This is a genomic window from Micromonospora olivasterospora (assembly GCF_007830265.1).
Classification (GTDB): domain Bacteria; phylum Actinomycetota; class Actinomycetes; order Mycobacteriales; family Micromonosporaceae; genus Micromonospora; species Micromonospora olivasterospora.
In genome coordinates this window covers 1,079,497-1,103,203 of record NZ_VLKE01000001.1, presented here as the reverse complement: position 1 = coordinate 1,103,203, position 23,707 = coordinate 1,079,497, and the positions used below count along the sequence as shown (strand labels likewise).

The window sequence follows — 23,707 nt, the reverse complement described above, 5'->3', positions numbered from 1 at the left end:
GGCCCCTGTTGACGCCTTCGGTATAGCAGGGTTCCCCGCTCACCTCGCCGCAATGGCGTCAACGCTCGGCGAGGCGGGCCTCGACGCGCGCGACCCCTCCCCGTTCCCTCCTCGGCGAGGCGGCGTCGACGCGCGCGATCCTTCCGGCGCGTGTGTCGGTGCCGTCGGCCCGGCGTCGCCGTCAGCGGGGCAGGCGCCAATAAATCGGCTGTGGGATCCCGGCCGGGCGGCTACGGTGGGGGCATGCGCATCTGACGCCCTTCATCCGAAGCCGGCCCGCCGCTGTCACCGCGGGCCGCGTCCCGGGCGTCCGCATTCCCACACTGCCGCCGTCGCGCGGCGCCCTCCCGTGGTCGGGCCCACCGGGGCATCCCGTACCCCGCTCGCCGGTCGGGCCGACCCGTGCCGGTCGTCGGGGCTGCCGTACCCGCTCGTCGCGCCGGAGGCGCCAGCACCGAGGAGGCCATGTATGCCCGCCAAGCGCAGTTCCCGTAAGTCCCGCGGCGCGCCGCCGCGTCCGTCCCCGGTGGAGCTGACCCCGCCGGATCCCGACACCCTCGTGGTGGCGCCGGCCGCGCCCGTGCCGCCGTTCGTGGAGACGCCGCCCCCGCCGAAGTCCGGCCCGCCGGCCGGTGGTGCCCGGTTCGCCGCCGCCCGTAACCCGCGCGCCGGCCAGGCCCGCCGGTACGCCTTCCGGCGCAGCTGACCGGTCGCCGGGTGCGGTTGCCGTTGCGCCGGCACCGGCAACCGCACCCGGTCCACACTCCGTGCGGGTCAGCCGATCAGCGGGCGGAACGTGCCGAGCGCGACGCTGACCGCCAGCGCCGCCCCCGCCAGGATCGCGGCCCCTGCCACCAGCAGGGCGTCGGCGGCGCCGAAGCGCTGTCGACGCGCGACGGTGCGCGGGGTGCCGGCGTCGAACCCCCGCGCGTCCATCGCCACGGCCAGCCGGGTACCCCGCCGGATCGCGCCCACCAGCAGGGCGAAGGCGGTGGAGACGAACAGCCGCAGCTTCGCCACGGGGTTGCGCCCGGCGTCGACGCCGCGCGCCCGCCGCGCCATGCTGATCATCTGCCACTCCTGCCCGAGCAGCGGCACCAGCCGGAACGCGGCCAGCGCGCCGATCGCGAACCGGGCCGGGGCCTTCGCGTTCTGGACCAGCGCGTCGGCCAGGTCGGTGGGGTCGGTGGTGGCGAAGACGATGACGCCGGGCAGCGCGACCGCCAGCATCCGCAGCGCCAGCCCGAGCGCGGTCCCCAGCACCCCGGTCGTGACCAGCAGCGGCCCCGCCTCGACCAGCACCCGGCCCGAGCGGTCGGCGGCGAACAGGACCAGGGTGACCACGATTCCGGCGGCGCTGGCCAGCAGCGGCGCGGCCCGCCGGGCGAGCACCCGGTACCGGATGCCGAACAGCGGCAGCACGGCCAGCTCGACGGCGAGGGCGAGCGCCGGAGCCACCGGGTCCAGGGTGGCGAGCAGGGTGAACGAGAAGACCAGCGCCGCGGCGACCTTCGCCACCGGGTTCCGTCGCGCCAGCGGAGCCCCGGGCGCGGCGACGGGCTCGATGCTGATCACGGCCGCCCCGCGGTGGTTCCTGGCCGGTCCAGGGTGACGGTGCGGTCGGCGGGTTCGGCGTGGGTCATGGCCGGTCCAGGGTGACGGTGCGGTCGGCGGGTTCGGCGTGGGTCATGGCCGGTCCAGGGTGACGGTGCGGTCGGCGAGGGCGTCGACGAAGTCGGTGTCGTGGGTGACGGCGACGACGCCGTGCCCGGCCTCGCGCAGCTCGGCGAGCAGGTCGACCAGCTCCCGCCAGGTGCGCCGGTCCTGGCCGAAGGTGGGTTCGTCGCAGACCAGCAGCCGGGGCGCGGTGGCCAGGGCCGTCGCCACACTCAGCCGCCGCGCCTCGCCACCCGAGAGAGTGTACGGGTTGGCGCGCGCGAGCGCCGCCAACCGCAGCCGGTCCAGCAGGCCGTCCACGGTGGCCCGTACCGCCGCCTCGGGCTGGCCGGTGCGGCGCGGGCCGAGGGCCAGCTCGTCGAAGACGGTGCCGGTGACGAACTGGTGTTCCGGGTCCTGGAACACCGAGCCGATCCGGCGGGCCAGGGCCGGCGCCCGCCAGCGGTGCGGGGGAGTGCCCGCGTCCCGGCCGGCCAGCTCGCCGGTCGCCGCCACCCGACCCGTACCGGGCCGCAGCAGGCCGCCGAGCAGCAGCGCCAGGGTGGACTTGCCGGCCCCGTTCGGGCCGAGCACGGCGAGCGCCTCGCCGGCGCGTACCCGAACATCGGTGGCGGCGAGGCGCGGCGGCAGGCCGACCCGGTCGGCGGCGAGCAGCAGGTCGCCGGCGGGCGCGGCGGCGCGTCGGGGCGGCATGGTCCGGCCGGGCACCCAGACTCCCTCGGCGGCGAGCGCGTCGCCGTGCGTGGCGAAGACCGCCTCGGGCGTCCCGTCGGCGCGGACCCCGCCGCCCGGTTCCAGCACCACCACCCGGTCGACCAGCGGCAGCGCCTCGGCGACCCGGTGCTCGACGAGGATCATGGTGGTGTCCGCGTCCAGGGCGCCGGTGATCGCCCGCCGGACCAGCGCCGCGCCGGCCGGGTCGAGGTTCGCGGTCGGCTCGTCGAGCAGCAGCAGTCGGGGCCGCAGGGCGAGGGCGCCGGCCAGCGCCAGGCGCTGCTGCTCACCGCCGGAGAGCGCGGCGGTCGGCCGGTCCCGGTGGTACGGGAAGCCGACCCGCCGCATTGCCTCGTCGACCCGGGGCCAGATCTCGCCGGCGGGCACGCCCCGGTTCTCCAGCCCGAACGCGACGTCGTCGCCGCAGCGGGCCATCACGAGCTGGGTCTCCGGGTCCTGGAAGACGATCCCGACCTGCTCACGAGCCTGCCGGGGCTCCACCCCGTCGACCTCGACGGTCCCCTCCTGCTCGCCGGAGTCCGCCGGCAGCAGCCCGGCGAGCGCGGCGAGCAGCGTGCTTTTGCCGGCGCCGGAGGGGCCCAGCAGCAGCACCCGCTCGCCGGCCTCGACGTGCAGGTCGAGCCCGCGCACCGCCCAGGCCCTCCGCCCGGCGTGCCGCCACCCGAACCCCCGCAGCCTGACGCCCCCCACGCCCCTCACCCCTCCCTCCGCCCCGCCCTGCCGCCCCGGCTCGTCGCCCCGGCTCGCCGCCCCGCCCTGCCGCCCCCGGCTCGTCGATCAAGAGGTTTGCGTCAGGAGAACAGGCTCCGCTGACGCAAACCTCTTGATCGACACGAGTCGGCGGTCAGACGGGGGCGCGGTCGCGGGCCGCGGGGAAGCGGTCCAGGGCGCCGGTGGTCGCCAGGGCGCGGGTCAGGGCCCAGCCGCCGACGCCGGTGATGACCGCGGCGCTGACGACGGTGAGCAGCGCGTACGGGATCCGGTAGCTCGTCAGGTCGTACTTGGCGTTCCAGGCGAAGAAGTCGAACAGGGCGGCGCCGAGCCCGGTGAGCGCCCCGGCGAGCAGCGCGGTCGGCAGCCGGAACGAGCGGTAGCGGAACGCCGCGAAGGCCAGCTCGGCGCCCGCGCCCTGGATCATGCCCTGCGGGATCACCGTGCCGGCCCACTGGCTGCCGAGCAGGGCGGAGAGGACCGCCGCGACCGTCTCGCAGTACAGCGCGGCGCCGGGCTTGCGGATGACCAGGCCGCCGAGCACGGCCGGCATCAGCCAGACGCCGTACAGCAGGGTCTGCGCGGGCGGGAAGAACGCGAAGGCCCCCTCGGTGGCGCTCCAGACCATGCCCCAGGCCCAGAAGATGACGCCGAAGGCGACCGCGATCACCGAGGCGACCAGGATGTCGATGGTGCGCCAGCGGTGGCTGTCCGTGTGGTTCATGTGATGGCTCCCAGTTCAGTGGAACGAACCAGGAGAAGACGCACGCCGCGCCCGGTGGGACCGGACGGCGGCGCGGCTGGAGAATGACCGAACTCCCTGCGCTGGCATTACCCAGATCAGGTTCGAGGGTCTGCGGGCGGCGTGCCCGCACTCTCAGCGCTGTGCGCTCCCCTGTCGGAATGAAGTTGTCCCGCCGACGCTAACACCTGGGAAGATCGCCGGGCAAAGCGGTGTGCGCGGGGTGGGTGAAACGACACGGCGCGGTCGTTACCGCCATCTGACCGGAGTCCATCGACGCGGTCCGCGGGGAACGATAGTGTCGCGCCGCAGACCGCAGACCGCAGACCGCAGACCGCAGACCGCAGACCGCAGACCGCAGACCGCAGACCGCAGACCGCAGACCGCAGACCGCAGACCGCAGACCGCAGACCGCAGACCGCACACCGCACACCGCACACCGCACACCGCACACCGCCGAGGAGGCGAGCCCGTGACGTCATCGACCGGCAGCGCCGGGCCGCCCGTCGAGCGCGACGGGTGGGCCCCGGGGGCCGGGTCTGTCGGCGGGGCCGGGTCCGTCGGCGGGCGGGGTCCGTGGGCGTGGCCGGGTCTGTCGGCGGGGCGGGGTCCGTCGGCGTGGCCGGGCTGGACGTACCGGCGGGGGAGCCGGCCGGGCGCGGGCAGCGACGGGCGCCGCGGGTCGGCTCGGTCGAGGTGCTGGCCGGCGTGCTGATCCTGCTGGTGGTCGTCCGCGAGCCGCTGGCCCGCGCGCTGTCGGCGCCCCGGTTGCAGACGTGGACCACGGTCTTCGTCTCGGTGCTGGTCCAGGCCGTGCCGTTCCTGGTGTTCGGGGTGCTGCTCTCGGCGGTGATCGCGGTGTTCGTGCCGCGTTCGTTCTGGGCCCGGGCGCTGCCCCGGCACCCGGCCCTCGCCGTGCCCGTGGCGAGCGCCGCCGGGGTGGTCCTGCCGGGCTGCGAGTGCGGCTCCGTGCCGATCGCCGGCTCGCTGATCCGGCGCGGCGTCACGCCCGCGGCGGCGCTGGCGTTCCTGCTCGCCGCCCAGCGGTCAACCCGATCGTGCTCGTGGCCACCGCGGTCGCCTTCCCCGGCCGGCCCGAGATGGTCCTCGCGCGGGCCGCCGCCAGCCTGGTCGTCGCCGTCGTGATGGGCTGGCTCTGGCTGCGGCTCGGGCGCGCCGACTGGATCAGGTTGCCGCGCCGGCCCGAGCTGGACGGCGCGCCGCGGGGCGTGGCGTTCTGGACGGCGGTCCGGCACGACGTGGTCCACGCCGGCGGCTTCCTCGTCGTCGGAGCGCTGGCCGCCGCCAGCATCAACGTGCTGGTCCCGGAGCGGTGGCTGCGGGCTCTCGCCGACGAGCCGGTGCTGTCCGTGCTCGCCCTGGCTGGGCTGGCCGTGCTGCTGTCCATCTGCTCCGAGGCGGACGCCTTCGTCGCCGCGTCGCTGTCGCAGTTCTCCCTCACCTCCCGCCTCGTCTTCCTGGTGGTCGGGCCGATGGTCGACCTGAAGCTGATCTCGATGCAGGCCGGCGTCTTCGGCCGGCGCTTCGCGGTCCGGTTCGCCCCGGCGACGTTCGCGGTCGCCGTCACGGTGGCCGCCGGGGTCGGGGCGGTGCTGCTGTGAACCGGCAGGCGCAGGCGGTCGTCCTGCTGCTGCTCGGCGGGGCGGTCGTCCGGGCGAGCGTCACCGACCTCTACCTGCGCTACGTCAAGGAAGGGCTGCGCCCGTTCCTGATCGCGGCCGGGCTGGTGCTGGTGGCCGCCGCGGTCATGACCCTCTGGTACGAACTGCGCCCCGCATTCGCTCCTGCGGGGCAGCAGCGCACGCGCGGCGGCCCGGGCGCGGGTGAGCGGCGCCTGACCGGGCACGCGGGCGCCGCGCCACCAGCGCCACCAGCGCCACCAGCGCCACCAGCGCCACCAGCGCCACCAGCGCCACCAGCGCCACCAGCGCCACCAGCGCCACCAGCGCCACCAGCGCCACCAGCGCCACCAGCGCCGACGGAGCGCGCCGCCGCGCCCGCGGCCGCCCCCGGGTCGGGCAGCACCGGCCGCCCGCGGAGCAGGTCGACCCGGCGGGCGAGCACGCCGACGACGGGCACGGGCACCACGGGCACCACGGGCCACGGGTCGGCTGGTTGCTCCTGCTGCCGGTGCTCGGCCTGCTACTGGTCGCCCCGCCGGCCCTGGGCTCGTATTCCGTGGGCCAGGCGGGCAGCGCCCTCGCCGGCGCGCAGCAGTCGGACTACCCGCCCCTGCCGCCCGGCGACCCGGCCCCGGTCACCGTGCTCGACTACGCTTCCCGGGCCCTGTTCGAGAAGGGCGTCTCGATCGGCGATCGACGGGTCCGGCTCACCGGCTTCATCGCCCCGGGTCCCGACGGGCAGCCGATCCTGGCCCGGATGGTGCTCTCCTGCTGCGCCGCGGACGGCCGGCCCGTAAAGCTCGGGCTCACCGGCGACGTGCCGTACGGCCTGGCGGACGACACCTGGGTCGAGGTGACCGGCCGCTACACCGACCGGGTCGGGCGGGATCCGGTCGACGACGCGGAGATCCCGTACCTGGCCGTGGAGTCCTGGCGGCGGGTGCCCGCGCCGCGGAACCCCTACGAGTGAGCGTCCTCGGTAGGCTGGCGATCATGCGGGTCGACGCGCGGGGGCTGACGTTCGAGGTACGCGCGGGCGGGCCCGCCGACGGCGAGGCGGTGCTGCTGCTGCACGGGTTTCCGCAGCACGGCGGCGAGTGGGACGAGGTGGTCCCCGCGCTGCACGCGGCCGGGCTGCGCACGTACGCGCCGGACCAGCGGGGCTACTCGCCCGGCGCCCGCCCGGTGGACGTGGCGGCGTACCGCGTCCCGGAGCTCGTCGCCGACGCCGTGGCCCTGCTCGACGCACTGGGCGCGGACGCGGCGCACGTCGTCGGGCACGACTGGGGCGCGATCGTGGCCTGGGCTCTCGCGGCCGGCCACCCCGACCGGGTGCGCACCCTGACCGCCGTGTCGGTGCCGCACCCGGCCGCGATGGCCCACGCGCTGGCGACAAGCGCGGAGCAGAAGGCCCGTTCGTCGTACATCGCGCTGTTCCGCAGGCCCGGCACGGCGGAGAAGGCGCTGCTGGCGCTCGACGCCGCCGCCCTGCGCCGGATGCTCGGCGGGGTCGGCGGGGCCGACCGGGTCGCCCGGTACGCCGAGCCGATGCGCGAGCCGGGCGCGCTGACCGCCGCCCTCAACTGGTACCGGGCGATGTCCCGGCCGACCTCGTGGCGGTCGCGCCGGTGCCGGTGCCGACGACGTACGTCTGGAGCGACCGGGACGTCGCGATCGGCCGGGCCGCGGCCGAGGCGTGCGCCGCCCACGTCACCGGGGACTACCGCCTCGTCGAGCTGCCCGGGGTGTCGCACTGGATCCCCGACGTCGCTCCCGGCCCGCTGGCCGAGGCGATCCTCGCCAGGGTGGGAGAGACCCGGTGAGCGACAGCGCGGCGGCGACCTCGCGGCGGGCCGACCGGCCGCGGCGGACAGACGGAGGGACGCATGACGGTGAACGCGGACGACTACCTCGCGGTGGTGACGGAGACGATCGGGCGGGTGTCCGCCAACCAGCGGGAGGCGGTGCACCGCGCGGCCGACCTCATCGCCGACGCGCTGCGGGCCGACGGCGTGGTCCACGCGTTCGGCACCGGCCACTCCGAGGCGCTGGCGATGGAGATCGCCGGCCGGGCCGGCGGGCTCGTGCCGACCAACCGGATCGCGCTGCGCGACCTGGTGCTGCTGGGCGGGGCGCCGGCCGACGTCCTCGGCCGCTGCTGGAGCGGGACCCCTCGGTGGCCCACCGGCTGTACGAGCTGGCCCCGGTCCGCCCGTCGGACGTCTTCGTGGTCGCCTCCAACTCCGGGGTCAACGGCGCTATCGTCGAGTTCGCCGGGCTGGTGAAGGAGCGCGGCCACGGGCTGGTCGCGATCACCTCCGCGCAGCACTCGGCGCGGATGACGTCCCGGCACCCGTCCGGGCGGAAGCTGGCCGACTTCGCCGACGTGGTGCTGGACAACGGCGCCCCGTACGGCGACGCGACCCTGCCCCTGCCCGGCGGCGGCGCGGTCGGCGCGATCTCGTCCATCACCGCCGCCCTGCTCGCCCAGCAGATCACCGTCGAGGTGGTGGCCCGACTGCTCGCGGCGGGGGAGCGGCCCCCGGTGTACCTGTCGGCCAACATCGCCGGCGGGGACGAGCACAACAACGAGCTGGAGGCCCGGTACGCCGGCCGCATCCGCCGCGGCTCCTGAGTGATCGGCTCCATGTCGGAGACATGGGGGTATCCGAGCGACACGGATGCCGCGATGTCGGCGACATGGAGGCGCGGGGCGGTCCCGGCACCCCGAGGCGGTTTCGTCGTGCGTCCCGCCGGGCAATGGCGATGCTGCCGGCTGGGTTGCCCCCGCCGGCCAGACGTCCTCGCGGAGGTAGCACGTGTCGAGGGAGACCGAGAAGCAGCGCTGGCAGCGCAACTTCGCCGATCTGCTCCAGGAACTGCGGGTCGCCCAGACCGGCGTGCAGATCCTCTTCGCGTTCCTGCTGACCCTGCCGTTCAGCAACGGGTTCACCCGGGCCACCGCGTTCCAGAAGGACGTCTACGTCGTCTCGCTGCTGTCGGCCGCCGCCGCCACCGCAATGATCATCTCCCCGGTCGCCTTCCACCGGGCCCTGTTCCGTCAGGGGCGCAAGCCGGAGCTGGTCCGCTTCGCCCACGCGATGGCCAGCGGCGGCCTGGCGTTCATGCTGATCTCGATGGTCAGCGCGGTCCTGCTGATCACCGACTTCGTCCTCAACCGGCCGATCGCCGTCATGCTGACCGCGCTCACCGGGGTGTGGTTCCTGGTCCTCTGGGCGGTGCTGCCGTTCGCCCGGCGCAACTGGGGCGACGACGACATCGACGACGAGGACGACGACCCGCAGGCGCTCCCGGGGGACTGACCCGCCGGGGGCCCGTGCGACCGATCGCCGGCCGGCGCCGCGCTGCCCGGGCCGGGCCCGCACCGATCTGCCGGGTCGGGCCTTGCCCCGCACCGATCTGTCGGGCCGGGCCGCGCCAGCACCGATCTGCCCCGTCGGGCCGTGCCCGACCGATCTGCCGCCGTGCCCCGACCGATCTGCCCGGCCGGGCCGTGCCCCGACCGATCTGCCCGGCCGGGCCGTGCCCCGACCGATCTGCCCGGCCGGGCCGTGCCCGACCGATCTGCCCGGCCGGGCCGTGCCCCGACCGATCTGCCCGGCCGGGCCGTGCGCCGCACCGATCTGCCGGGCCGGGTCGGGCCTGGCTGGGACCAGCGCATACGCCCTGAAAATCCGAGGTTGCCGAAGCCCTACCCCTGGGTAACACCCGGGAGTAGCGTGGCTCCTGTCGAGCACGTCGACGTCATCCGGACCGAGGTTCGAGGGGGCAGCAGCCGTGACCACGACGCAGAACAGTCGACCCGCGCCCGACCCGACGGGCGACGGCGCGACCGGCCCCGACGCGACGAGCGGCCCCACCGGCCGGGTTGCTCCCGTTGACGAGGCCCGCCCCGCCGGCCGGGTTGCTCCCGTTGACGAGGCCCGCCCCACCGGCCGGGTCGCTCCCGTCAACGAGGCCCATCTCAAGGAAGCGCCGACCGACGAGGCCGGCCCCACCGGAGCGCGGATCGACGCAACCGGCCGGGTCGCGCCGACCGGCGACGGCGCCGGCCCCCTGCCCGCCGAGGCCGGGCAGGTGTCCGAGAAGGAGGCGCGGCAGGTCGCCGAGGCGGCCCGGGAGTCCACCTGGGACCGACCCAGCTTCGGCAAGGAGCTGTTCCTCGGCCGGTTCCGGCTCGACCTGATCGACCCGTGGCCGCGCAGCGACCCCGCCGAGGACGCCCGGGCGGAGGAGTTCCTGGCCGAGCTGCGGGCGTACCTGGAGTCCGAGGTGGACGGCGCGGCGATCGAGCGCGACGCGAGCATCCCCGACGAGGTGTTCCACGGGCTGGCCCGGCTCGGCGCGTTCGGCATGAAGATCGACCGGTCGTACGGCGGGCTCGGGCTGAGCAACCTGCACTACTGCCGCGCCCTGATGCTGGCCGGCTCGGTCAGTCCCGCGATCAGCGCGCTGCTGTCGGCGCACCAGTCGATCGGCGTCCCCCAGCCGCTGAAGATGTTCGGCACCGCCGAGCAGAAGCGCCGCTTCCTGCCCCGGCTCGCCGCCGGCGAGGTGTCGGCGTTCCTGCTCACCGAGCCGGACGTCGGCTCCGACCCGGCGCGGCTGGCCACCACCGCCGAGCCGACCGCGGACGGCACCGGGTACCGGCTCAACGGGGTGAAACTCTGGGCCACCAACGGCACCGTCGCCACGCTGCTGGTGGTGATGGCGCGGGTGCCGGCCGGCGCGGGCCGGCGCGGCGGGATCACCGCGTTCGTGGTCGACGGCGACGCCGAGGGCATCACCGTGGAGCGGCGCAACGCCTTCGTCGGGCTGCGCGGGCTGGAGAACAGCCTCACCCGGTTCCACGACGTCTTCGTGCCGAAGGAGAACGTCATCGGCGGCGAGGGCAAGGGGCTGAAGATCGCGCTGACCACCCTGAACACCGGCCGGCTCTCGCTGCCGGCGATGTGCGTCGGGGCGGGCAAGTGGTCGCTGAACGTGGCCCGGGAGTGGGCCGCCGAGCGGGTCCAGTGGGGCCGGCCGGTCGGCGAGCACGAGGCGGTCGCCCAGAAGCTGGCCTTCATCGCCGCGACGACGTACGGCATGGAGACCATGCTGGACCTCTGCTGCCTGCTCGCCGACGACGACCGCAACGACATCCGGATCGAGGCCGCGCTCGTCAAGCTCTACGCCAGCGAGATGGCGTGGAAGATCGGCGACGAGCTGATCCAGATCCGGGGTGGGCGCGGCTACGAGACGGCCGACTCGCTGGCCGCCCGGGGCGAGCGCCCCGTCGCGGTGGAGCAGCTGCTGCGGGACCTGCGGATCAACCGGATCTTCGAGGGCTCCACGGAGATCATGCACCTGCTCATCGCCCGCGAGGCGGTGGACGCCCACCTCTCCGTCGCGGGCGACATCATCGACCCCGACGCCGGGCTCGGCCGCAAGGCGCGGGCCGGCGCGCGGGCGGGGGCCTTCTACGCGCGGTGGCTGCCCACCCTCGCGGTCGGCCGGGGCCAGTCCCCGACGGCGTACGGCGAGTTCGGCCCGCTGGCCGGGCATCTGCGGCACGTCGAGCGGGCCTGCCGCAAGCTGGCCCGGTCGACGTTCTACGCGATGTCCCGCTGGCAGGGAAAGATGGAGCGCAAGCAGGCGTTCCTCGGCCGGGTGGTGGACATCGGCGCGGAGCTGTTCGCGATGTCGGCCGTCTGCGTCCGGGCGTACGCGGAGCAGGACTCCCGCCCCGAGAACGTCGAGCTGGCCGACCTGTTCTGCCGGCAGGCCCGGCTGCGGGTCGACGCCCTGTTCACCGCCCTGTGGGACAACACCGACCAGGTCGACGTGGCGGCGGCGAGGCGCATCCTCGACGGCCGGTACGCCGCGCTGGAGGGCGGGGTGGTCACCCCGCCGGCTGACCGGCCCTGGGTGGCCCGCTGGACCCCGGGCCCGTCCACCGCCGAGGACGTCCGCCGCCGCATCCCCCGCCCGGAGTGAAGGGAGGGTCCCCTGTGGCAGGGGACCCATTCCCGCCCGCAGCCGGCAGTTCCGCTCAGCGGGAGATCCCCCAGGCCAGCACGGCGGCCAGGATCAGCCCGTTGAGCACCGCCAGCACCAGGTACGCCGCCGGCGGGATCTTGCGGCCCCGGCGGACGAAGTTGACCAGAACGCCGGCGTACACCAGCAGGAGCACGGCGATGACGATCAGGAAGTAGAGCACGCCCCACCCTAGCGGCCGGTCCTGAGCCCCAGCCGGCGCAGCTCCAGCGCGGCGAGCGCGTCCACCGTGGCGTCGTCGCCGCGCCGCCACGCCTCGGCCACGTCCGGGGCGATCCGGGTCAGCCGGCCCAGCGGCTGGCCGGCCAGCGCCCGCAGGGCCAGCAGGTCACGCCCGGCCGGGGCGGCGGCCAGCGCCTTCGCGGAGGCGGCCCGGCGCATCCAGCGCAGCCGCAGCGGCAGCCAGCCGAGCAGCACCACGCCGAGCGGGAAGACCAGCACGGCGACGCTGAGCGCCAGGGCGAGCTGGCCGACCAGCTCCTGCTGGTCCCGGCCCGCGTCGGCCACCGCCCGCGCGGCGTCGGCGGCCTTGGTGAAGGGCGCGGTCAGCTCGTCGCCGACCAGCGGCACGCGGCGGACCTTGCCGCCCGCCTCGGCGAGGTTGTCGGCCAGGCCGCCGCCGGCTCCCTCCAGCTTCCGCCCGGGTACGGCGAGCTTCTGCACCAGGTCGTGCACCCACAACGCGAACCGGACGGCGGCGTACACCCAGACGACGACGAGCAGGTCGGTGAGGAACTGGCGGACGGCGGTCGGGAAACGATCGGCGTAGATCTTCACGCCGGACAGCCTGCCACGCCCGCGACCGCCCGGCACGGCCCCCGCAGGGGACGTCAGCCGGCGCAGGACGGGCAGGTGCCGAAGATCTCCAGGGTGTGGCTGACGTCGGAGTAGCCGTGCCGGGCGGCGACCCGCTCGGCCCAGGTCTCCACGGCCGGCCCGGCCACCTCCACCGTGCGCCCACAGGCCCGGCACACCAGGTGGTGGTGGTGGCCCTCGCTGCACCGCCGGTAGAGGTGCTCGCCGCCGGCCGGGCGCATCACGTCGATCTCGCCCGCGTCGGCCAGCCCCTGCAGGGTCCGGTAGACGGTGGTCAGCCCCACCCGCTCGCCCCGCTCGCGGAGCATGGCGTGCAGGTCCTGCGCGCTGTGGAAGCCCTCCAGCTCGGCGAGAAGGGCGCTCACCGCCGAACGCTGCCGGGTGTTGCGGACGGCCGTGCCCTCGCTCATGCCCGCGCTCCGCTCCGCTGCGCGCCGTCGTGAGCCACCACGGCGCTGAGCCTGCTGATTCGCTCGCTCATGGCGCCTCCCCGGCGTGGCTGACCGCGTCGGCCACGATGTGCGCGACATGCTCGTCGACCAGTGCGTACGCGATCTCGCGCCCGCGCCGGGAGCCCCGGACCACGCCCGCCCCGCGCAGCACCCGCAGGTGCTGGGACACCAGCGGCTGCGCGGCCCCGAGCTTCTCCACCAGCTCGTGTACGCACCGCTCACCCTGCGCCAGCTCGCTCACGATCGCCAGCCGGATGGGGGCCGCGAGGGCCCGCAGCAGCTCGCCCGCGCCCTCGTACGCCTCGTAGCCTGATGCGCCGGTCACCCCGTAACGGTAACCAATACCGTCGGCCCGCTCCGGCGCAGGCTCAACGCAGCACCACCTCGTGTTCGTGCGGCTCGATGGCCGGCGCGCCGGCCCGGGCGCGCCGCCGCCGCAGCGCCCGCCGCCCGGCGGCGGCCACCGCGACGACGAGGAACGAGGCGATCGCGAGCAGCACCACGGACGCGCCCGGGGCGGTGTCGGCGTTGGCGGCCACCCAGACTCCCGTACCGGCGGCGAACAGCCCGAGCGCCATCGCGGCGGTCATCGTGGCGCGGAAGCCGCGGGTGACCTGCTGGGCCGTGGCGACGGGAACCACCATCAGCGCGCTGATCAGCAGCACCCCGACGGCCCGCATGGCGATCGTGACGGTCACCGCGGTGCCGACGGCGAGCAGCAGGTTGAGCGCGCGTACCGGCAGGCCGGCGACCCGGGCGTACTCCTCGTCGTGACAGACCGCGAACAGCGCCGGCCGCAGGGCCAGCATGGTGACCAGGATCGCCGCGCCGAGCACCACGATGGTCGTCAGGTCCTGCGGCGAGATGGTGGTCAGCGACCCGAACAGGTACGCGTTGAGGCTGGCGCTGGTGGCGTCGGAGAGCCCGACCAGCATCACGCCACCGGCGATCCCGCCGTAGAACAGCAGCGCCAGCGCGAGGTCGCCGGAGGTGCGGCCCCGGGCCCGCACCAGCTCGATGGCGACCGCGCCGAGCGTCGCCACGACCACCGCCACCAGCACCGGGGAGCTGTTGAGCAGCAGCCCGGCGCCGACCCCGGTGAGCGCGACGTGCCCGACCCCGTCGCCGATCAGGGCCAGTCGGCGCTGCACCAGGTAGATGCCGAGCGCCGGGGCGGCCAGGCCGATGACCAGCGCGGCGATCAGCGCCCGCTGCATGTACGGGTACTGGAAAAGCTCCATGCTCAACTGCTCCACAGCCCTACGGGCTCGTCGGGTCCGTGCGGGTGCACGTGGTCGTGGTCGGGCTCGGCGTGGTGGCCGGCCGGTTCGGGCACCACGCCGTCGTGTGCGATCCCGCCGTCGTGCACCACCACGGCGCGGCTGATCAGCGGGCGCAGCGGCCCCAGCTCGTGGGCCACCAGCAGTACCGTCCCGCCGCCGCCGAGGAAGCCGCGCAGCGCCCCGGCGAACGCCTCCTGGCTGACCGCGTCGACCCCGGCGGTCGGCTCGTCCAGAACCAGCAGCTCCGGCTCGCCGGCCAGGGCGCGGGCGATCAGGGTGCGCTGCTGCTGGCCGCCGGAGAGGGTGGCGACGGGGTCGCGCGCCCGGTCGGCCAGCCCGACCGCTTCGAGCGCGGCGGCCACCGCCGCCCGGTCGGCCCGCCCCGGCGGGCGGAGCACGCCCCGGCGGGCCAGCCGGCCGGAGGCCACCACCTCGCCGACGGTGGCCGGCACGCCGCCGCCGGCGCCGAGGCGCTGCGGGACGTACCCGACGCGCCGCCACTGCCGGAACCGTCGCAGCGGCGTGCCGAAGAGCGAGATCGCGCCGGAGTGGAGCGGGACCAGCCCGAGCACCGCGCGGATCAGCGTGGACTTGCCGGAGCCGTTGGCGCCGAGCACGGCGACCACCTCACCGGCGTCGACGGCCAGGGAGACGTCCCGCAGCACGGGGCGGCCGTCGTAGCCGACCGCCGCGTGCGTGACGGTGATGACAGGTGCGGTCACGAGCAGCTCAACGCCGTCCGGAGGGCCTGGAGGTTGGTACGCATCACCGAAAGGTAGTCCGCGCCGCTGCCGGCGGACAGTCCCTCGAGGGGGTCGAGCACGGCGGTCCGCGCGCCGACCTGGGCGGCGATGGTCTCGGCGACCTTGGGGCTGACCAGGGTCTCGAAGAAGATCGTGGTGGCCTGGTGCTCCCGCGCCTCCCGGGCGACCTCGGCCAGGCGCTGCGGCGACGGCTCGGTCTCCGGGGTGAGCCCCGTCATGCCGACCTGCTCGAGTTGGTAACGCTGGGTGAGGTAGCCGAACGCGGTGTGGCTGACCACGATCTCCCGGCGCTGGCAGGTCTTCAGCCCCGCCGCGAACTCGGCGTCCAGCTTCTCCAGGTCGGCGCGCAGCGTCCTGGCCCGGGCGGTGTAGTCGGCGGCCCGGTCGGGGTCGACCGCGCCGAGCCGCTCGGCGAGCCGGTCGGCGACGGTGGCCAGCCGGGTCGGGTCGAGCCAGAGGTGCGGGTCCTTGCCGCCGCTCTCCCCGGCATGCCCGGCCTCGTCCTCGCCCTCGTGCTCGTGCTCGTGGCCGCCGGCGTGCACGTCCAGCAGCGGCTGTACCCCGGCCACGTCGAAGGCCCGGTCGCCGCCGGCCTGCTCCACCGCCTCGTCGACCGCCGGCTGGAACCCCTTGAGGTAGACGACCAGTTCGGCCTGGTTGACCTCGCCGACCTGGCCCGGGGTCAGCTCCAGGTCGTGCGGCTCGGCGCCGGGCTTGGTCAGGTTGGTCACCCGCACCGCGTCGCCGCCGACCCGCTCGGCGACGAACTGGAGCGGGTAGAAGGCGGCGGCCACGTCGACCCGCTGGGGGTCGGCGCCGCCGCCGTCGTCCGAGCAGGCGGTGAGGCCGCCCAGGCTGAGCAGGGCGGTCACGGCGACCAGGGCACGTACGGTGGGGCGGAGCGTCATGCGGTCAACTCTCCGCGACAACGAAATTGATTGTCAAAAACGCATGCTTGCATGAGCGGGGCTCGTCTGCTACCGATTCGCCGCTCGCCGCTCGCCGCTCGCCGCGCCCGCGGGGGCGTGGCCCGGCGCCGCGGACGGCGCCGCCGGCCCGGGCGGCCGGTCAGAGCAGCTTCGCCAGCGCCACCGTGACCAGCAGGGTCAGCATGACCAGCCGGATCAGCCGGGTGGCCGGCGCCTGCACCGGCCAGGTGGTCGCGAGCAGCACCACCAGGGCGGCGGCGAGCACCAGCAGCAGCGCCCCGCCGACCACGCCCGGGGTGAACAGCGCCACCAGCACCAGCACCAGGGTGACCAGGAAGACCGCCGTCGGGTTCGCCCGGGCCAGTCGGCCCAGCAGGGGGCTCTGCGTACGCTGCATCCCACAAACTCTACGAGGAGGACCCGGTGCTGGTCACCAACCGGTTCGTGGTGGACGAGGACGCCGCCCCCGCCTTCACCGAGCGCGCGCACGCCGCCCTCGCGGCGCTCGCCGCCCGCCCCGGCTACCTGCGTGGGGAACTGCTCCGGGCGCTCGACGAGCCCCGCCACTGGTGCCTGGTCACCGAGTGGGAGTCGGTCGGCACGTACCGGCGGGCGCTCGGCGGCTTCGACGTTAAGGTGCACGCCACCCCGCTGCTGGCCGAGTCGGTCGACGAGCCGTCGGCGTACGAGGCGCTGGCCAGCGCCGCCCCCGGCGGGGCGGTCGTCGAGCGGGCCAGTGATCGGGCCGCTGGGCCGTACCGCTGAACCGGCGGGCACTACCCTGCACGTATGACCGATCCCGGACCGGCCGGTCCACCCCCGTACCACGCGGCAGGAGGGCCCGACGGCCCGCCGGCCCCCGGCGTGCCGCCGACGCCCCCGGAGCCGGCGGTGCCCCCGCCCCGGCGGGCCCCGGGGTGGCCCCGCCGTTCGCCGCACCGCCGACCGAGGGCGGCCGCGCCCGGCTCTGGCTCGGCCTCGGGGTCGGCGCGCTGGCCGTGCTGCTCTGCTGCGGCGGAGGCGGCACGGCCGTGGTGGGGCTGGCGGTCAGCAACGTGCAGGCCGTCCGGGAGCAGGGCCGCGCGGTGACCCAGGACTACTACGAGGGGCTGGTGGAGCGGAAGTACGCCAAGTCGTACGACGCGCTCTGCGACGACGCGCGGCGGCGCGAGTCCCGGCCTGAGTTCGAGCGGCGGGTCTCCGCCGAGCCGCAGGTCGACTCGTTCCGGGTGGGCGAGGTGGACACCAACAACCTCACCGTGCCCGTCGCCGTCACCTTCAGCGGCGGCAGCCGGGGCAGCCAGCGGGTGACCCTCGCGCCGGACCGGCAGACCGGAGCCATGAAGGTCTGCGGCGTCAGCTGACCCGGGCCCCGGCCCCGCCCCCGGTCGCAGGGCGGCGGAGGCTCGCCGGGGGTGGCCAGGCCACCCCCGGTATTCTGCTGGGCTCGGGGCCTCCGCGGTCGTACCGTGGGTCCCGGACCGAACGGACCATCCAATTCACGCCCCCGCCGACCGCCAGCCGGCGTAGGAGGAAACATGCCAGTCGACCGTATCGACGCCGTCGTCAGCCTCGCCAAGCGCCGAGGTTTCGTCTTCCCCTCCAGCGAGATCTACGGGGGCACCCGGTCGGCGTGGGACTACGGTCCGCTCGGCGTGGAGCTCAAGGAGAACGTCCGCCGGCAGTGGTGGAAGACCATGGTCCAGCAGCGCGACGACGTGGTGGGCCTGGACTCGGCCGTCATCCTGGCCCGCAAGGTCTGGGAGGCCAGCGGCCACATCGCCGAGTTCGTCGACCCGCTGACCGAGTGCCAGTCCTGCCACAAGCGGTTCCGCGCCGACCACCTGGAGGAGGCGTACGAGGCCAAGCACGGCAAACCGCTGACCTCGCTGACGGAGCTGAACTGCCCGAACTGCGGCAACAAGGGCACCTTCACCGAGCCGAAGATGTTCAACGGCCTGATGAAGACGTACCTCGGCCCGGTGGAGAGCGACGAGGGCCTGCACTACCTGCGCCCGGAGACCGCGCAGGGCATCTTCGTCAACTACAAGAACGTGGAGACGGTCGCCCGCAAGAAGCCGCCGTTCGGCATCGCGCAGACCGGCAAGTCGTTCCGCAACGAGATCACCCCCGGCAACTTCATCTTCCGTACGCGCGAGTTCGAGCAGATGGAGATGGAGTTCTTCGTCGAGCCGGGCACCGACGAGGAGTGGCACGAGTACTGGCTGCGGGAGCGCTGGAACTGGTACGTCGACCTCGGCCTGTCCGAGGAGAACCTGCGCTTCTACGAGCACCCGAAGGAGAAGCTCTCCCACTACTCGAAGCGCACGGTCGACATCGAGTACCGGTTCCGCTTCGGCGGCACCGAGTTCGCCGAGCTGGAGGGCATCGCCAACCGCACCGACTTCGACCTCTCCACGCACAGCAAGCACTCCGGCGTCGACCTGTCGTACTTCGACCAGACCAAGAGCGAGCGCTGGATGCCGTACGTGATCGAGCCGGCCGCCGGCCTCACCCGCGCGGTGCTCGCCTTCCTGCTCGAGGCGTACGACGAGGACGAGGCGCCGAACACCAAGGGCGGGGTGGACAAGCGCACCGTCATGCGCTTCGACCCGCGGCTGGCCCCGGTCAAGGTGGCGGTGCTGCCGCTGTCCCGCAACGAGGCGCTCTCCCCGAAGGCGAAGGGTCTCGCCGCCGACCTGCGCAGGCGCTGGGTGGTCGAGTTCGACGACTCGCAGGCGATCGGCCGCCGCTACCGTCGGCAGGACGAGATCGGCACCCCGTTCTGCGTCACGGTCGACTTCGACACGCTGGACGACAACGCGGTGACGGTGCGCAACCGGGACACGATGACCCAGGAGCGGATCTCGCTGGACCAGGTCGAGCGCTACCTCATCGAGCGCCTCCCCGGCTGCTGAGCTGCGTGAAGGGGCTCCGGCCGGCGCGCGGAACGTGCCGGTCGGAGCCCCGTACACTTGTCCGGTGACCGCCCCGACCCCGCCCGCAGTGCGCCCGTTGACCATCGGGCCGCACGAGGTGTGGCCGCCGGTGGTGCTCGCGCCGATGGCCGGGATCACCAACGTCGGGTTCCGTCGGCTCTGCCGGGAGCAGGGCGGCGGCATCTACGTGTGCGAGATGATCACGACTGTCGCCCTGGTCGAGCGGAACCCGAAGACACTGCGCATGATCGCCTTCGGCGAGGAGGAGAAGCCGCGCAGCCTCCAGCTCTACGGCACCGACCCGGAGATCACCGCCGCGGCCGCGCGGATCGTGGTGGAGAAGGATCTCGCGGACCACATCGACCTCAACTTCGGCTGCCCCGTGCCGAAGGTGACCCGCCGGGGCGGCGGGTCCGCCCTGCCCTGGCGGCGCCGGCTGTTCGCCCGGCTGGTGAAGGCCGCGGTGGACGCCGCGTCGCCCGCCGGGGTGCCGGTCACGGTCAAGATGCGCAAGGGCATCGACGACGACCACCTGACGTACGTCGAGGCGGGGCTCGCCGCCCAGGACGCCGGCGTCGCCGCGGTCGCCCTGCACGGGCGTACGGCCGCCCAGCGCTACTCGGGCACCGCCGACTGGGACGCCATCGCCAACCTGAAGCAGGCCCTCGACGTGCCGGTGCTCGGCAACGGCGACATCTGGGAGGGCGACGACGCGCTGCGGATGGTGGCGCACACCGGCGTCGACGGGGTGGTCGTCGGCCGTGGCTGCCTGGGCCGGCCATGGCTGTTCGCCGACCTGGAGGCCGCGTTCGACGGCCGGCCCGAGCGGAAGCTGCCCACCCTCGGCGAGGTGGCGGCCACCATGCGCCGGCACGCCGAGCTGCTCGTGGAGCAGTTCACGGCGGGCGCCCGGAACCCGGCCCGGGGCGAGCGGGACGGCTGCACCGACTTCCGCAAGCACGTCGCCTGGTACCTGAAGGGGTTCCCGGTGGGCAGCGAGCTGCGCCGCTCCCTCGCCATGATCGAGAGCCTGGCCCAGCTCGACGACCTGCTCGGCAAGCTCGACCCGGCCGAGCCGTTCCCGGTGGCCGCCCTGGGCCAGCCGCGCGGCCGGACCAACTCCCCGGGCAAGGTTCACCTCCCCGACGGCTGGCTCGCCAGCCGGGACGACGACACCGTCCCCGAGGGCGCCGAGCTCGACGACTCCGGCGGCTGACGGCTCCGGCCCCGCCGACGGCCCGGGTACGTCGAAGGGCCGGCCCCTCGCTGGGGGTCGGCCCTTCGTGTTGTCTCCTGTGGTTCGGGTTTGCGGTCAGGAGGTGGTGCTGTAGCCGCGGGTGGCGATCCAGTCGGCGAGGTTGTCGACGGTGAGGTGGTAGGAGGCTTGGTCGGGGTTGGCGGAGTCGGCGATGGTGACGGTGTGGCCGTTGTCGTGGTAGCCGACGATGCTGATGTAGTGGCCGCCTTCGAAGGAGTGGGTGGTGCCGTCGGTGTCGGTGGTGGTGCCGGCGATGTTGGCGACGACGGCCTTGCCGTTGTCGATGGTGCGGACGATGTCGGCGCGGAGGGTGTCGGTCTGCGTGTCGGTGGCCTTGGTGTCGCGGATCTCGACGGATTTGTAGACGTTGCCGCCGGTTTCCTTGTTCAGGACGGGGGTGATGTCGTTGATGCTGTTGGTGCCGTTCTCGGTGGTGCCCATTTCCTTGGCCATGGCGTCGACGTCGATGTTCTTGCCCTGGACGGACAGGGCGTTGCGGGTGGCGGCGGGGCCGCAGTAGTAGAAGTTGGGCTGGGCCTGGTAGCGGACGTCGAGTTCCCGCTCGCCCGCGGGTTTGCGGTCGGCCTGGGTGTGGGTGGCCTGGGTGGCCTGGGTGGCCTGGGTGGGCTTGTGGGCGGGTGCGGCGTGGGCGGCGATGGCGGGTCCGGCGATGCCGCCGGCGGTGGCGGCGATGCCGGCAACGGTCAGGGCGGTCTTGCGGATCAGGTCGGTACGCATGATGAGGGGAACCTTTCGATCGGGGGCGCGCGGCAACACGCCGGGGGCGGCGCGCCGCGCGGAAGGAAAGGGGGAAGAGCGCGAGGGGCTCGGGTCCCGGCGATGGTGCCTGGCTCGGGTGGCCCGGGGGTGTAACGCCCGGGGGCGGCGGGTGATTCCCGCGGGTCGCGGCTTCCCGGGGTTGGGTTCGGCCCGATGCTCGGGCGCATCCCGGGGGTGTAACGCGCCGGGGCGGCGGGCCATTCCACCGGGCCGGGGCATTCCACCGGGCCGGGGCATTCCACCGGGCCGGGGAGCCGGCATCCGGGGTGCGTGGGCCCGGGGTGGTGCAACGACCGTTGGCGGCGGGCCATTCCACCGGCCTCTCGGCCGGGGGTGGTGGTGGGCGCGATGTCGCCGACATGGCGGGGTCCGCTGGGCGTGGCTGCCCCCATGTCGCCGACATGGGGTCAACCGCCCCGGAGAGGCCGGCCGGGGGTGGTGGTGGGCGCGATGTTGCCGACATGGCGGGGTCCGCTGGGCGTGGCTGCCCCCATGTCGCCGACATGGGTCAACCGGCCCGGAGAGGCCGGCCGGGGGTGGTGGTGGGCGCCATGTCGCCGACATGGCGGAGTCCGCTGGGCGTGGCTGCCCCCATGTCGCCGACATGGGTCAACCGGCCCGGAGAGGCCGGCCGGGGGTGGTGGTGGGCGCCATGTCGCCGACATGGCGGAGTCCGCTGGGCGTGGCTGCCCCCATGTCGGCGACATGGGTCAACCGGCCCGGAGAGGCCGGCTGGGGCGTGGTGGTGGGCGCCATGTCGCCGACATAGCAGGGTCCGGGCGGGTCGGATGCCCCCATGTCGGCGACATGGGGTCGATCATCGCCCGAGGGGGGTGGGGCAGATCAGGGGGCGGGTGTGTCCGCGGTGTCCGGATGGGGGCGTTGGGTCGGGATGTGGCCGGTGGGGTGTTCGGGGAGCGTGGCCAGCCAGGGGATCTCCGGGGAGCGGTGGAAAGTGATGCCGGCTGCGTCCCAGCGGGGGCCGTGGGCGGCCAGACGGTCCCGGAACCCGGGCCAGTCGTGCGTGGCCCGGGGCGACCAGGCCAGTTCGGCAACGGCGGGGAGTCGGGGCAGCAGCAGGAACTCGATCTCGGTGAGCGACGTGACGTACTCGGTCCACAGCGGCGCCTCGATGCCGAGTACGGCCTCGGCCGGCACGTCGGCCAGGTGCGCGCCCGGGTCCCAGTCGTACGCCTTGGCCACGTCGATCAGGCCCGCCCAGTCGTGCCCGATGGGGGTGTCCGGGGCGTACTTCATGTCGAGGTAGGTGTGGTTGGCGGGGGAGAGGATCAGCCGCGCCCCGCGCCGGACCGCGTCGGCGATTACCGGGTCGTCCTCCTTGGTGCCCCACCACTGGAGGATCCGCCCGTCGGCGTGCTCGGCCGGGGCGATCTGGTGCCAGCCCACCAGCGTCTTGCCCGTGCCGGCGACGATCTCCTGTGCCCGCCGCACGAACCGGGCGTACGCGTCGGCCTTGACCTTGAACGCCTCGTCCCCGCCGATGTGCAGGTACGGCCCGGGGGTGAGCGCCGCCACCTCGCCGAGCACGTCGGCGACGAAGTCGTACGTGCGCTCGTCGGCCGGGTCGACGTAGCTGAAGCCGACGTCCGTGCCGGTGTACGGCGGGGGCGCCACCTTGTCCGGCGCCAGCTCGGGGTACGCGGTCAGCGCGGCGTTGGTGTGACCGGGCAGGTCGATCTCAGGGACGACGGTGACGTGCTGCCGGGCGGCGTACCGGACGATGCGCCGGTAGTCGGCCGCCGTGTAGTACCCGCCGGGGCCGCCGCCCACCTCGGTCGCCCCGCCGATGGTGGCCAGCCGGGGCCAGGAGTCGACGGCGATCCGCCAGCCCTGGTCGTCGCTGAGGTGCAGGTGCAGGTGGTTCAGCTTGTACCGGGCGAGGTGGTCGACCACCCGGAGCACGTCGGGTACGGCGAAGAAGTGGCGGGCCACGTCGAGCATCGCGCCCCGGTAGGCGAATCGGGGACGGTCGACGACCATCCCGCCGGGCACCATCCAGCGTTCGGCGACCGGGGCCGGGCTCTCGACCGACGCCGGCAGGAGTTGGCGCAGGGTCTGCACGCCGTGGAAGAGGCCGGCGGCGGTGGCGGCGGTGATCCGTACCCCGTCGGGGCGCACGTCGAGCCGGTAGCCCTCCGCCCCGAGGTCCGCGACGCCGCCCGGTGCGGGGATGCCGCCGGCGTTGCCGGCCTCGCTCAACGCGGCGTTGCCGGCCTCGCTCAACGCGGCGTTGCCGGCCTCGCTCAACGCGGCGTTGCCGGCCTCGCTCAACGCGGCGTTGCCGTCGAGGTCCGCGACATCGCCGGGTGCCGCCTGGCCAGCGGGTGTCGAAGGGTCGGCGGGTGTCGAAGGGCCAGCGGGTGTCGAAGGGTCGGCGGGTGTCGAAGGGCCGGCGGGTGTCGAAGGGCCGGCGGGCGTCGAAGGGCCGGCGGCAGCGGGGCCGCCGAGAGTGAGGGTGAGGCCGGCGACCGGCCCCGGGGCGTCGGCGACGGGCAGCGGGTAGCCGGTGGCGGGGCGGAGCAGGTCGGCGAGCTGTTCCGCGACCTCCCGGGCGGCCGGGTCCGGGGTGACCCGGACGGCCGCGTCGGCGGGGAGGGTGAAGTCGGCCGACGGGTCCGGCGTGACCAGTTCCGGGGCAGGCACGACGTCGCCCAGCCGGACCGGGGTCGCGGGCGCGAGCCGGCCGCCGGCCTCCCGCGCGGCGGCCCGAGCCAGGTCGGCGGCGTCCGGCTCGTTGCCGGGAAGCCCGAGTTGGCCGGGGAGTCCGAGTTGGCCGGGGAGCCCGGGCCGGCCGGCGGGCTCCTGGCCGGTGGCGGGGGTGGGGGACGGGGTGGGCTGCACGGCGACGGCTCCCTGGGGTGTTCGCGAGGGATATGGCAAAGGTCAGGTTCGGCGGA

The 23,707-nt window shown here is 74.8% G+C and carries 21 protein-coding genes, 4 pseudogenes and 1 riboswitch; of the genes and pseudogenes, 11 read left to right on the top strand and 14 right to left on the bottom strand.

The window, feature by feature from the left end; genetic code table 11:
- Nucleotides 1-469: 469 nt before the first annotated feature.
- A complete protein-coding gene (locus JD77_RS04785) occupies nucleotides 470-706 on the top strand; it encodes a hypothetical protein (protein WP_145773210.1) in 237 nt (78 codons plus the stop codon).
- A 68-nt stretch (nucleotides 707-774) separates the two neighbouring features.
- Here JD77_RS04785 and JD77_RS04780 read toward each other — a convergent pair whose 3' ends face one another.
- The 3 genes from JD77_RS04780 to JD77_RS04770 all read right to left on the bottom strand — a co-directional run bounded on the left by JD77_RS04780 (nucleotide 775) and on the right by JD77_RS04770 (nucleotide 3,847).
- Entirely contained in the window at nucleotides 775-1,575 is an 801-nt protein-coding gene (locus JD77_RS04780) for an energy-coupling factor transporter transmembrane component T family protein (protein WP_145773209.1), read from the bottom strand.
- A gap of 111 nt (nucleotides 1,576-1,686) precedes the next feature.
- Complete coding sequence (locus JD77_RS04775; RefSeq protein WP_145773208.1) at nucleotides 1,687-3,102, bottom strand: ABC transporter ATP-binding protein; 1,416 nt, start codon at nucleotides 3,100-3,102, stop codon at nucleotides 1,687-1,689.
- A gap of 154 nt (nucleotides 3,103-3,256) precedes the next feature.
- Nucleotides 3,257-3,847 (bottom strand): ECF transporter S component, encoded by a 591-nt coding sequence (locus JD77_RS04770; protein WP_145773207.1) that lies wholly within the window; start codon nucleotides 3,845-3,847, stop codon nucleotides 3,257-3,259.
- Nucleotides 3,848-3,922: 75 nt separating this feature from the next.
- Nucleotides 3,923-4,030, bottom strand: a riboswitch (TPP riboswitch).
- Nucleotides 4,031-4,483: 453 nt separating this feature from the next.
- Between JD77_RS04770 and JD77_RS04765 the strand changes: the two are divergent.
- Nucleotides 4,484-5,487, top strand: a pseudogene (locus JD77_RS04765) (permease).
- A 144-nt stretch (nucleotides 5,488-5,631) separates the two neighbouring features.
- On the opposite strand, the gene JD77_RS32745 reads toward JD77_RS04765, so the two are convergent.
- Nucleotides 5,632-5,856, bottom strand: a complete 225-nt coding sequence (locus JD77_RS32745; protein WP_211372488.1) for a hypothetical protein — start codon at nucleotides 5,854-5,856, stop codon at nucleotides 5,632-5,634.
- Between the two features lie 100 nt (nucleotides 5,857-5,956).
- Between JD77_RS32745 and JD77_RS32740 the strand changes: the two are divergent.
- The 5 genes and pseudogenes from JD77_RS32740 to JD77_RS04740 all read left to right on the top strand — a co-directional run.
- Nucleotides 5,957-6,478, top strand: a pseudogene (locus JD77_RS32740) (TIGR03943 family putative permease subunit); the annotation flags it as partial.
- Between the two features lie 23 nt (nucleotides 6,479-6,501).
- Nucleotides 6,502-7,331 (top strand): annotated as a pseudogene (locus tag JD77_RS04755) (alpha/beta fold hydrolase).
- Nucleotides 7,332-7,394: 63 nt separating this feature from the next.
- A pseudogene (locus JD77_RS04750) lies at nucleotides 7,395-8,143 on the top strand (sugar isomerase domain-containing protein).
- Nucleotides 8,144-8,327: 184 nt separating this feature from the next.
- Nucleotides 8,328-8,831 (top strand): DUF6328 family protein, encoded by a 504-nt coding sequence (locus tag JD77_RS04745; RefSeq protein ID WP_145773206.1) that lies wholly within the window; start codon nucleotides 8,328-8,330, stop codon nucleotides 8,829-8,831.
- Between the two features lie 706 nt (nucleotides 8,832-9,537).
- Complete coding sequence (locus tag JD77_RS04740; protein WP_145777422.1) at nucleotides 9,538-11,508, top strand: acyl-CoA dehydrogenase family protein; 1,971 nt, start codon at nucleotides 9,538-9,540, stop codon at nucleotides 11,506-11,508.
- 55 nt (nucleotides 11,509-11,563) lie between these two features.
- Here JD77_RS04740 and JD77_RS31875 read toward each other — a convergent pair whose 3' ends face one another.
- The 8 genes from JD77_RS31875 to JD77_RS04705 all read right to left on the bottom strand — a co-directional run bounded on the left by JD77_RS31875 (nucleotide 11,564) and on the right by JD77_RS04705 (nucleotide 16,209).
- Nucleotides 11,564-11,731 carry a hypothetical protein gene (locus tag JD77_RS31875; protein ID WP_170286382.1) on the bottom strand — a complete coding sequence of 56 codons (168 nt, stop codon included), beginning with the start codon at nucleotides 11,729-11,731 and terminating at the stop codon, nucleotides 11,564-11,566.
- Between the two features lie 8 nt (nucleotides 11,732-11,739).
- Entirely contained in the window at nucleotides 11,740-12,345 is a 606-nt protein-coding gene (locus JD77_RS04735) for a hypothetical protein (RefSeq protein ID WP_145773205.1), read from the bottom strand.
- Nucleotides 12,346-12,398: 53 nt separating this feature from the next.
- Nucleotides 12,399-12,794, bottom strand: coding sequence for a Fur family transcriptional regulator (locus tag JD77_RS04730; protein WP_145773204.1), 396 nt, complete (start codon nucleotides 12,792-12,794; stop codon nucleotides 12,399-12,401).
- A 67-nt stretch (nucleotides 12,795-12,861) separates the two neighbouring features.
- Nucleotides 12,862-13,161 (bottom strand): ArsR/SmtB family transcription factor, encoded by a 300-nt coding sequence (locus JD77_RS04725; protein WP_145773203.1) that lies wholly within the window; start codon nucleotides 13,159-13,161, stop codon nucleotides 12,862-12,864.
- A gap of 43 nt (nucleotides 13,162-13,204) precedes the next feature.
- Nucleotides 13,205-14,077 carry a metal ABC transporter permease gene (locus JD77_RS04720; RefSeq protein WP_145773202.1) on the bottom strand — a complete coding sequence of 291 codons (873 nt, stop codon included), beginning with the start codon at nucleotides 14,075-14,077 and terminating at the stop codon, nucleotides 13,205-13,207.
- Between the two features lie 2 nt (nucleotides 14,078-14,079).
- On the bottom strand, nucleotides 14,080-14,841 hold the full coding sequence (locus tag JD77_RS04715; protein ID WP_145773201.1) for a metal ABC transporter ATP-binding protein: 762 nt from the start codon (nucleotides 14,839-14,841) through the stop codon (nucleotides 14,080-14,082).
- Nucleotides 14,838-15,791 carry a metal ABC transporter substrate-binding protein gene (locus JD77_RS04710; protein WP_145773200.1) on the bottom strand — a complete coding sequence of 318 codons (954 nt, stop codon included), beginning with the start codon at nucleotides 15,789-15,791 and terminating at the stop codon, nucleotides 14,838-14,840. Before JD77_RS04710 ends, JD77_RS04715 begins: the two co-directional genes overlap by 4 nt.
- A 160-nt stretch (nucleotides 15,792-15,951) precedes the next feature.
- The gene (locus JD77_RS04705; protein ID WP_145773199.1) at nucleotides 15,952-16,209 is read right to left on the bottom strand and encodes a hypothetical protein; all 258 of its coding nucleotides are present in this window, start codon (nucleotides 16,207-16,209) and stop codon (nucleotides 15,952-15,954) included.
- Between the two features lie 26 nt (nucleotides 16,210-16,235).
- Here JD77_RS04705 and JD77_RS04700 point away from each other — a divergent pair, with 26 nt between their 5' ends.
- From JD77_RS04700 to dusB, 4 genes are all read left to right on the top strand, one after another.
- Nucleotides 16,236-16,577 carry an antibiotic biosynthesis monooxygenase family protein gene (locus tag JD77_RS04700; RefSeq protein ID WP_145773198.1) on the top strand — a complete coding sequence of 114 codons (342 nt, stop codon included), beginning with the start codon at nucleotides 16,236-16,238 and terminating at the stop codon, nucleotides 16,575-16,577.
- 152 nt (nucleotides 16,578-16,729) lie between these two features.
- Entirely contained in the window at nucleotides 16,730-17,176 is a 447-nt protein-coding gene (locus tag JD77_RS04695; RefSeq protein ID WP_145773197.1) for an Rv0361 family membrane protein, read from the top strand.
- Nucleotides 17,177-17,350: 174 nt separating this feature from the next.
- Nucleotides 17,351-18,730, top strand: coding sequence for a glycine--tRNA ligase (locus tag JD77_RS04690; protein ID WP_145773196.1), 1,380 nt, complete (start codon nucleotides 17,351-17,353; stop codon nucleotides 18,728-18,730).
- Between the two features lie 64 nt (nucleotides 18,731-18,794).
- Nucleotides 18,795-19,967 (top strand): tRNA dihydrouridine synthase DusB, encoded by a 1,173-nt coding sequence (gene dusB, locus JD77_RS04685; RefSeq protein WP_145773195.1) that lies wholly within the window; start codon nucleotides 18,795-18,797, stop codon nucleotides 19,965-19,967.
- Nucleotides 19,968-20,063: 96 nt separating this feature from the next.
- Here dusB and JD77_RS04680 read toward each other — a convergent pair whose 3' ends face one another.
- Nucleotides 20,064-20,747: a C39 family peptidase gene (locus JD77_RS04680; protein ID WP_145773194.1), complete on the bottom strand. Its 684-nt coding sequence runs from the start codon at nucleotides 20,745-20,747 to the stop codon at nucleotides 20,064-20,066.
- An 885-nt stretch (nucleotides 20,748-21,632) separates the two neighbouring features.
- Entirely contained in the window at nucleotides 21,633-23,465 is a 1,833-nt protein-coding gene (locus JD77_RS04675; protein WP_425463589.1) for a family 20 glycosylhydrolase, read from the bottom strand.
- Nucleotides 23,466-23,707 lie beyond the last annotated feature (242 nt).

What these genes read in the sequence shown, in the direction of transcription:
- JD77_RS04705 (WP_145773199.1), bottom strand. Translation starts at nt 16,209, where the DNA reads ATGCAGCGTACGCAGAGCCCCCTGCTGGGCCGACTGGCCCGGGCGAAC.
- JD77_RS04710 (WP_145773200.1), bottom strand. Translation starts at nt 15,791, where the DNA reads ATGACGCTCCGCCCCACCGTACGTGCCCTGGTCGCCGTGACCGCCCTG.
- JD77_RS04690 (WP_145773196.1), top strand. Translation starts at nt 17,351, where the DNA reads ATGCCAGTCGACCGTATCGACGCCGTCGTCAGCCTCGCCAAGCGCCGA.
- JD77_RS04785 (WP_145773210.1), top strand. Translation starts at nt 470, where the DNA reads ATGCCCGCCAAGCGCAGTTCCCGTAAGTCCCGCGGCGCGCCGCCGCGT.
- JD77_RS04730 (WP_145773204.1), bottom strand. Translation starts at nt 12,794, where the DNA reads ATGAGCGAGGGCACGGCCGTCCGCAACACCCGGCAGCGTTCGGCGGTG.
- JD77_RS04770 (WP_145773207.1), bottom strand. Translation starts at nt 3,847, where the DNA reads ATGAACCACACGGACAGCCACCGCTGGCGCACCATCGACATCCTGGTC.
- JD77_RS04720 (WP_145773202.1), bottom strand. Translation starts at nt 14,077, where the DNA reads ATGGAGCTTTTCCAGTACCCGTACATGCAGCGGGCGCTGATCGCCGCG.
- JD77_RS04680 (WP_145773194.1), bottom strand. Translation starts at nt 20,747, where the DNA reads ATGCGTACCGACCTGATCCGCAAGACCGCCCTGACCGTTGCCGGCATC.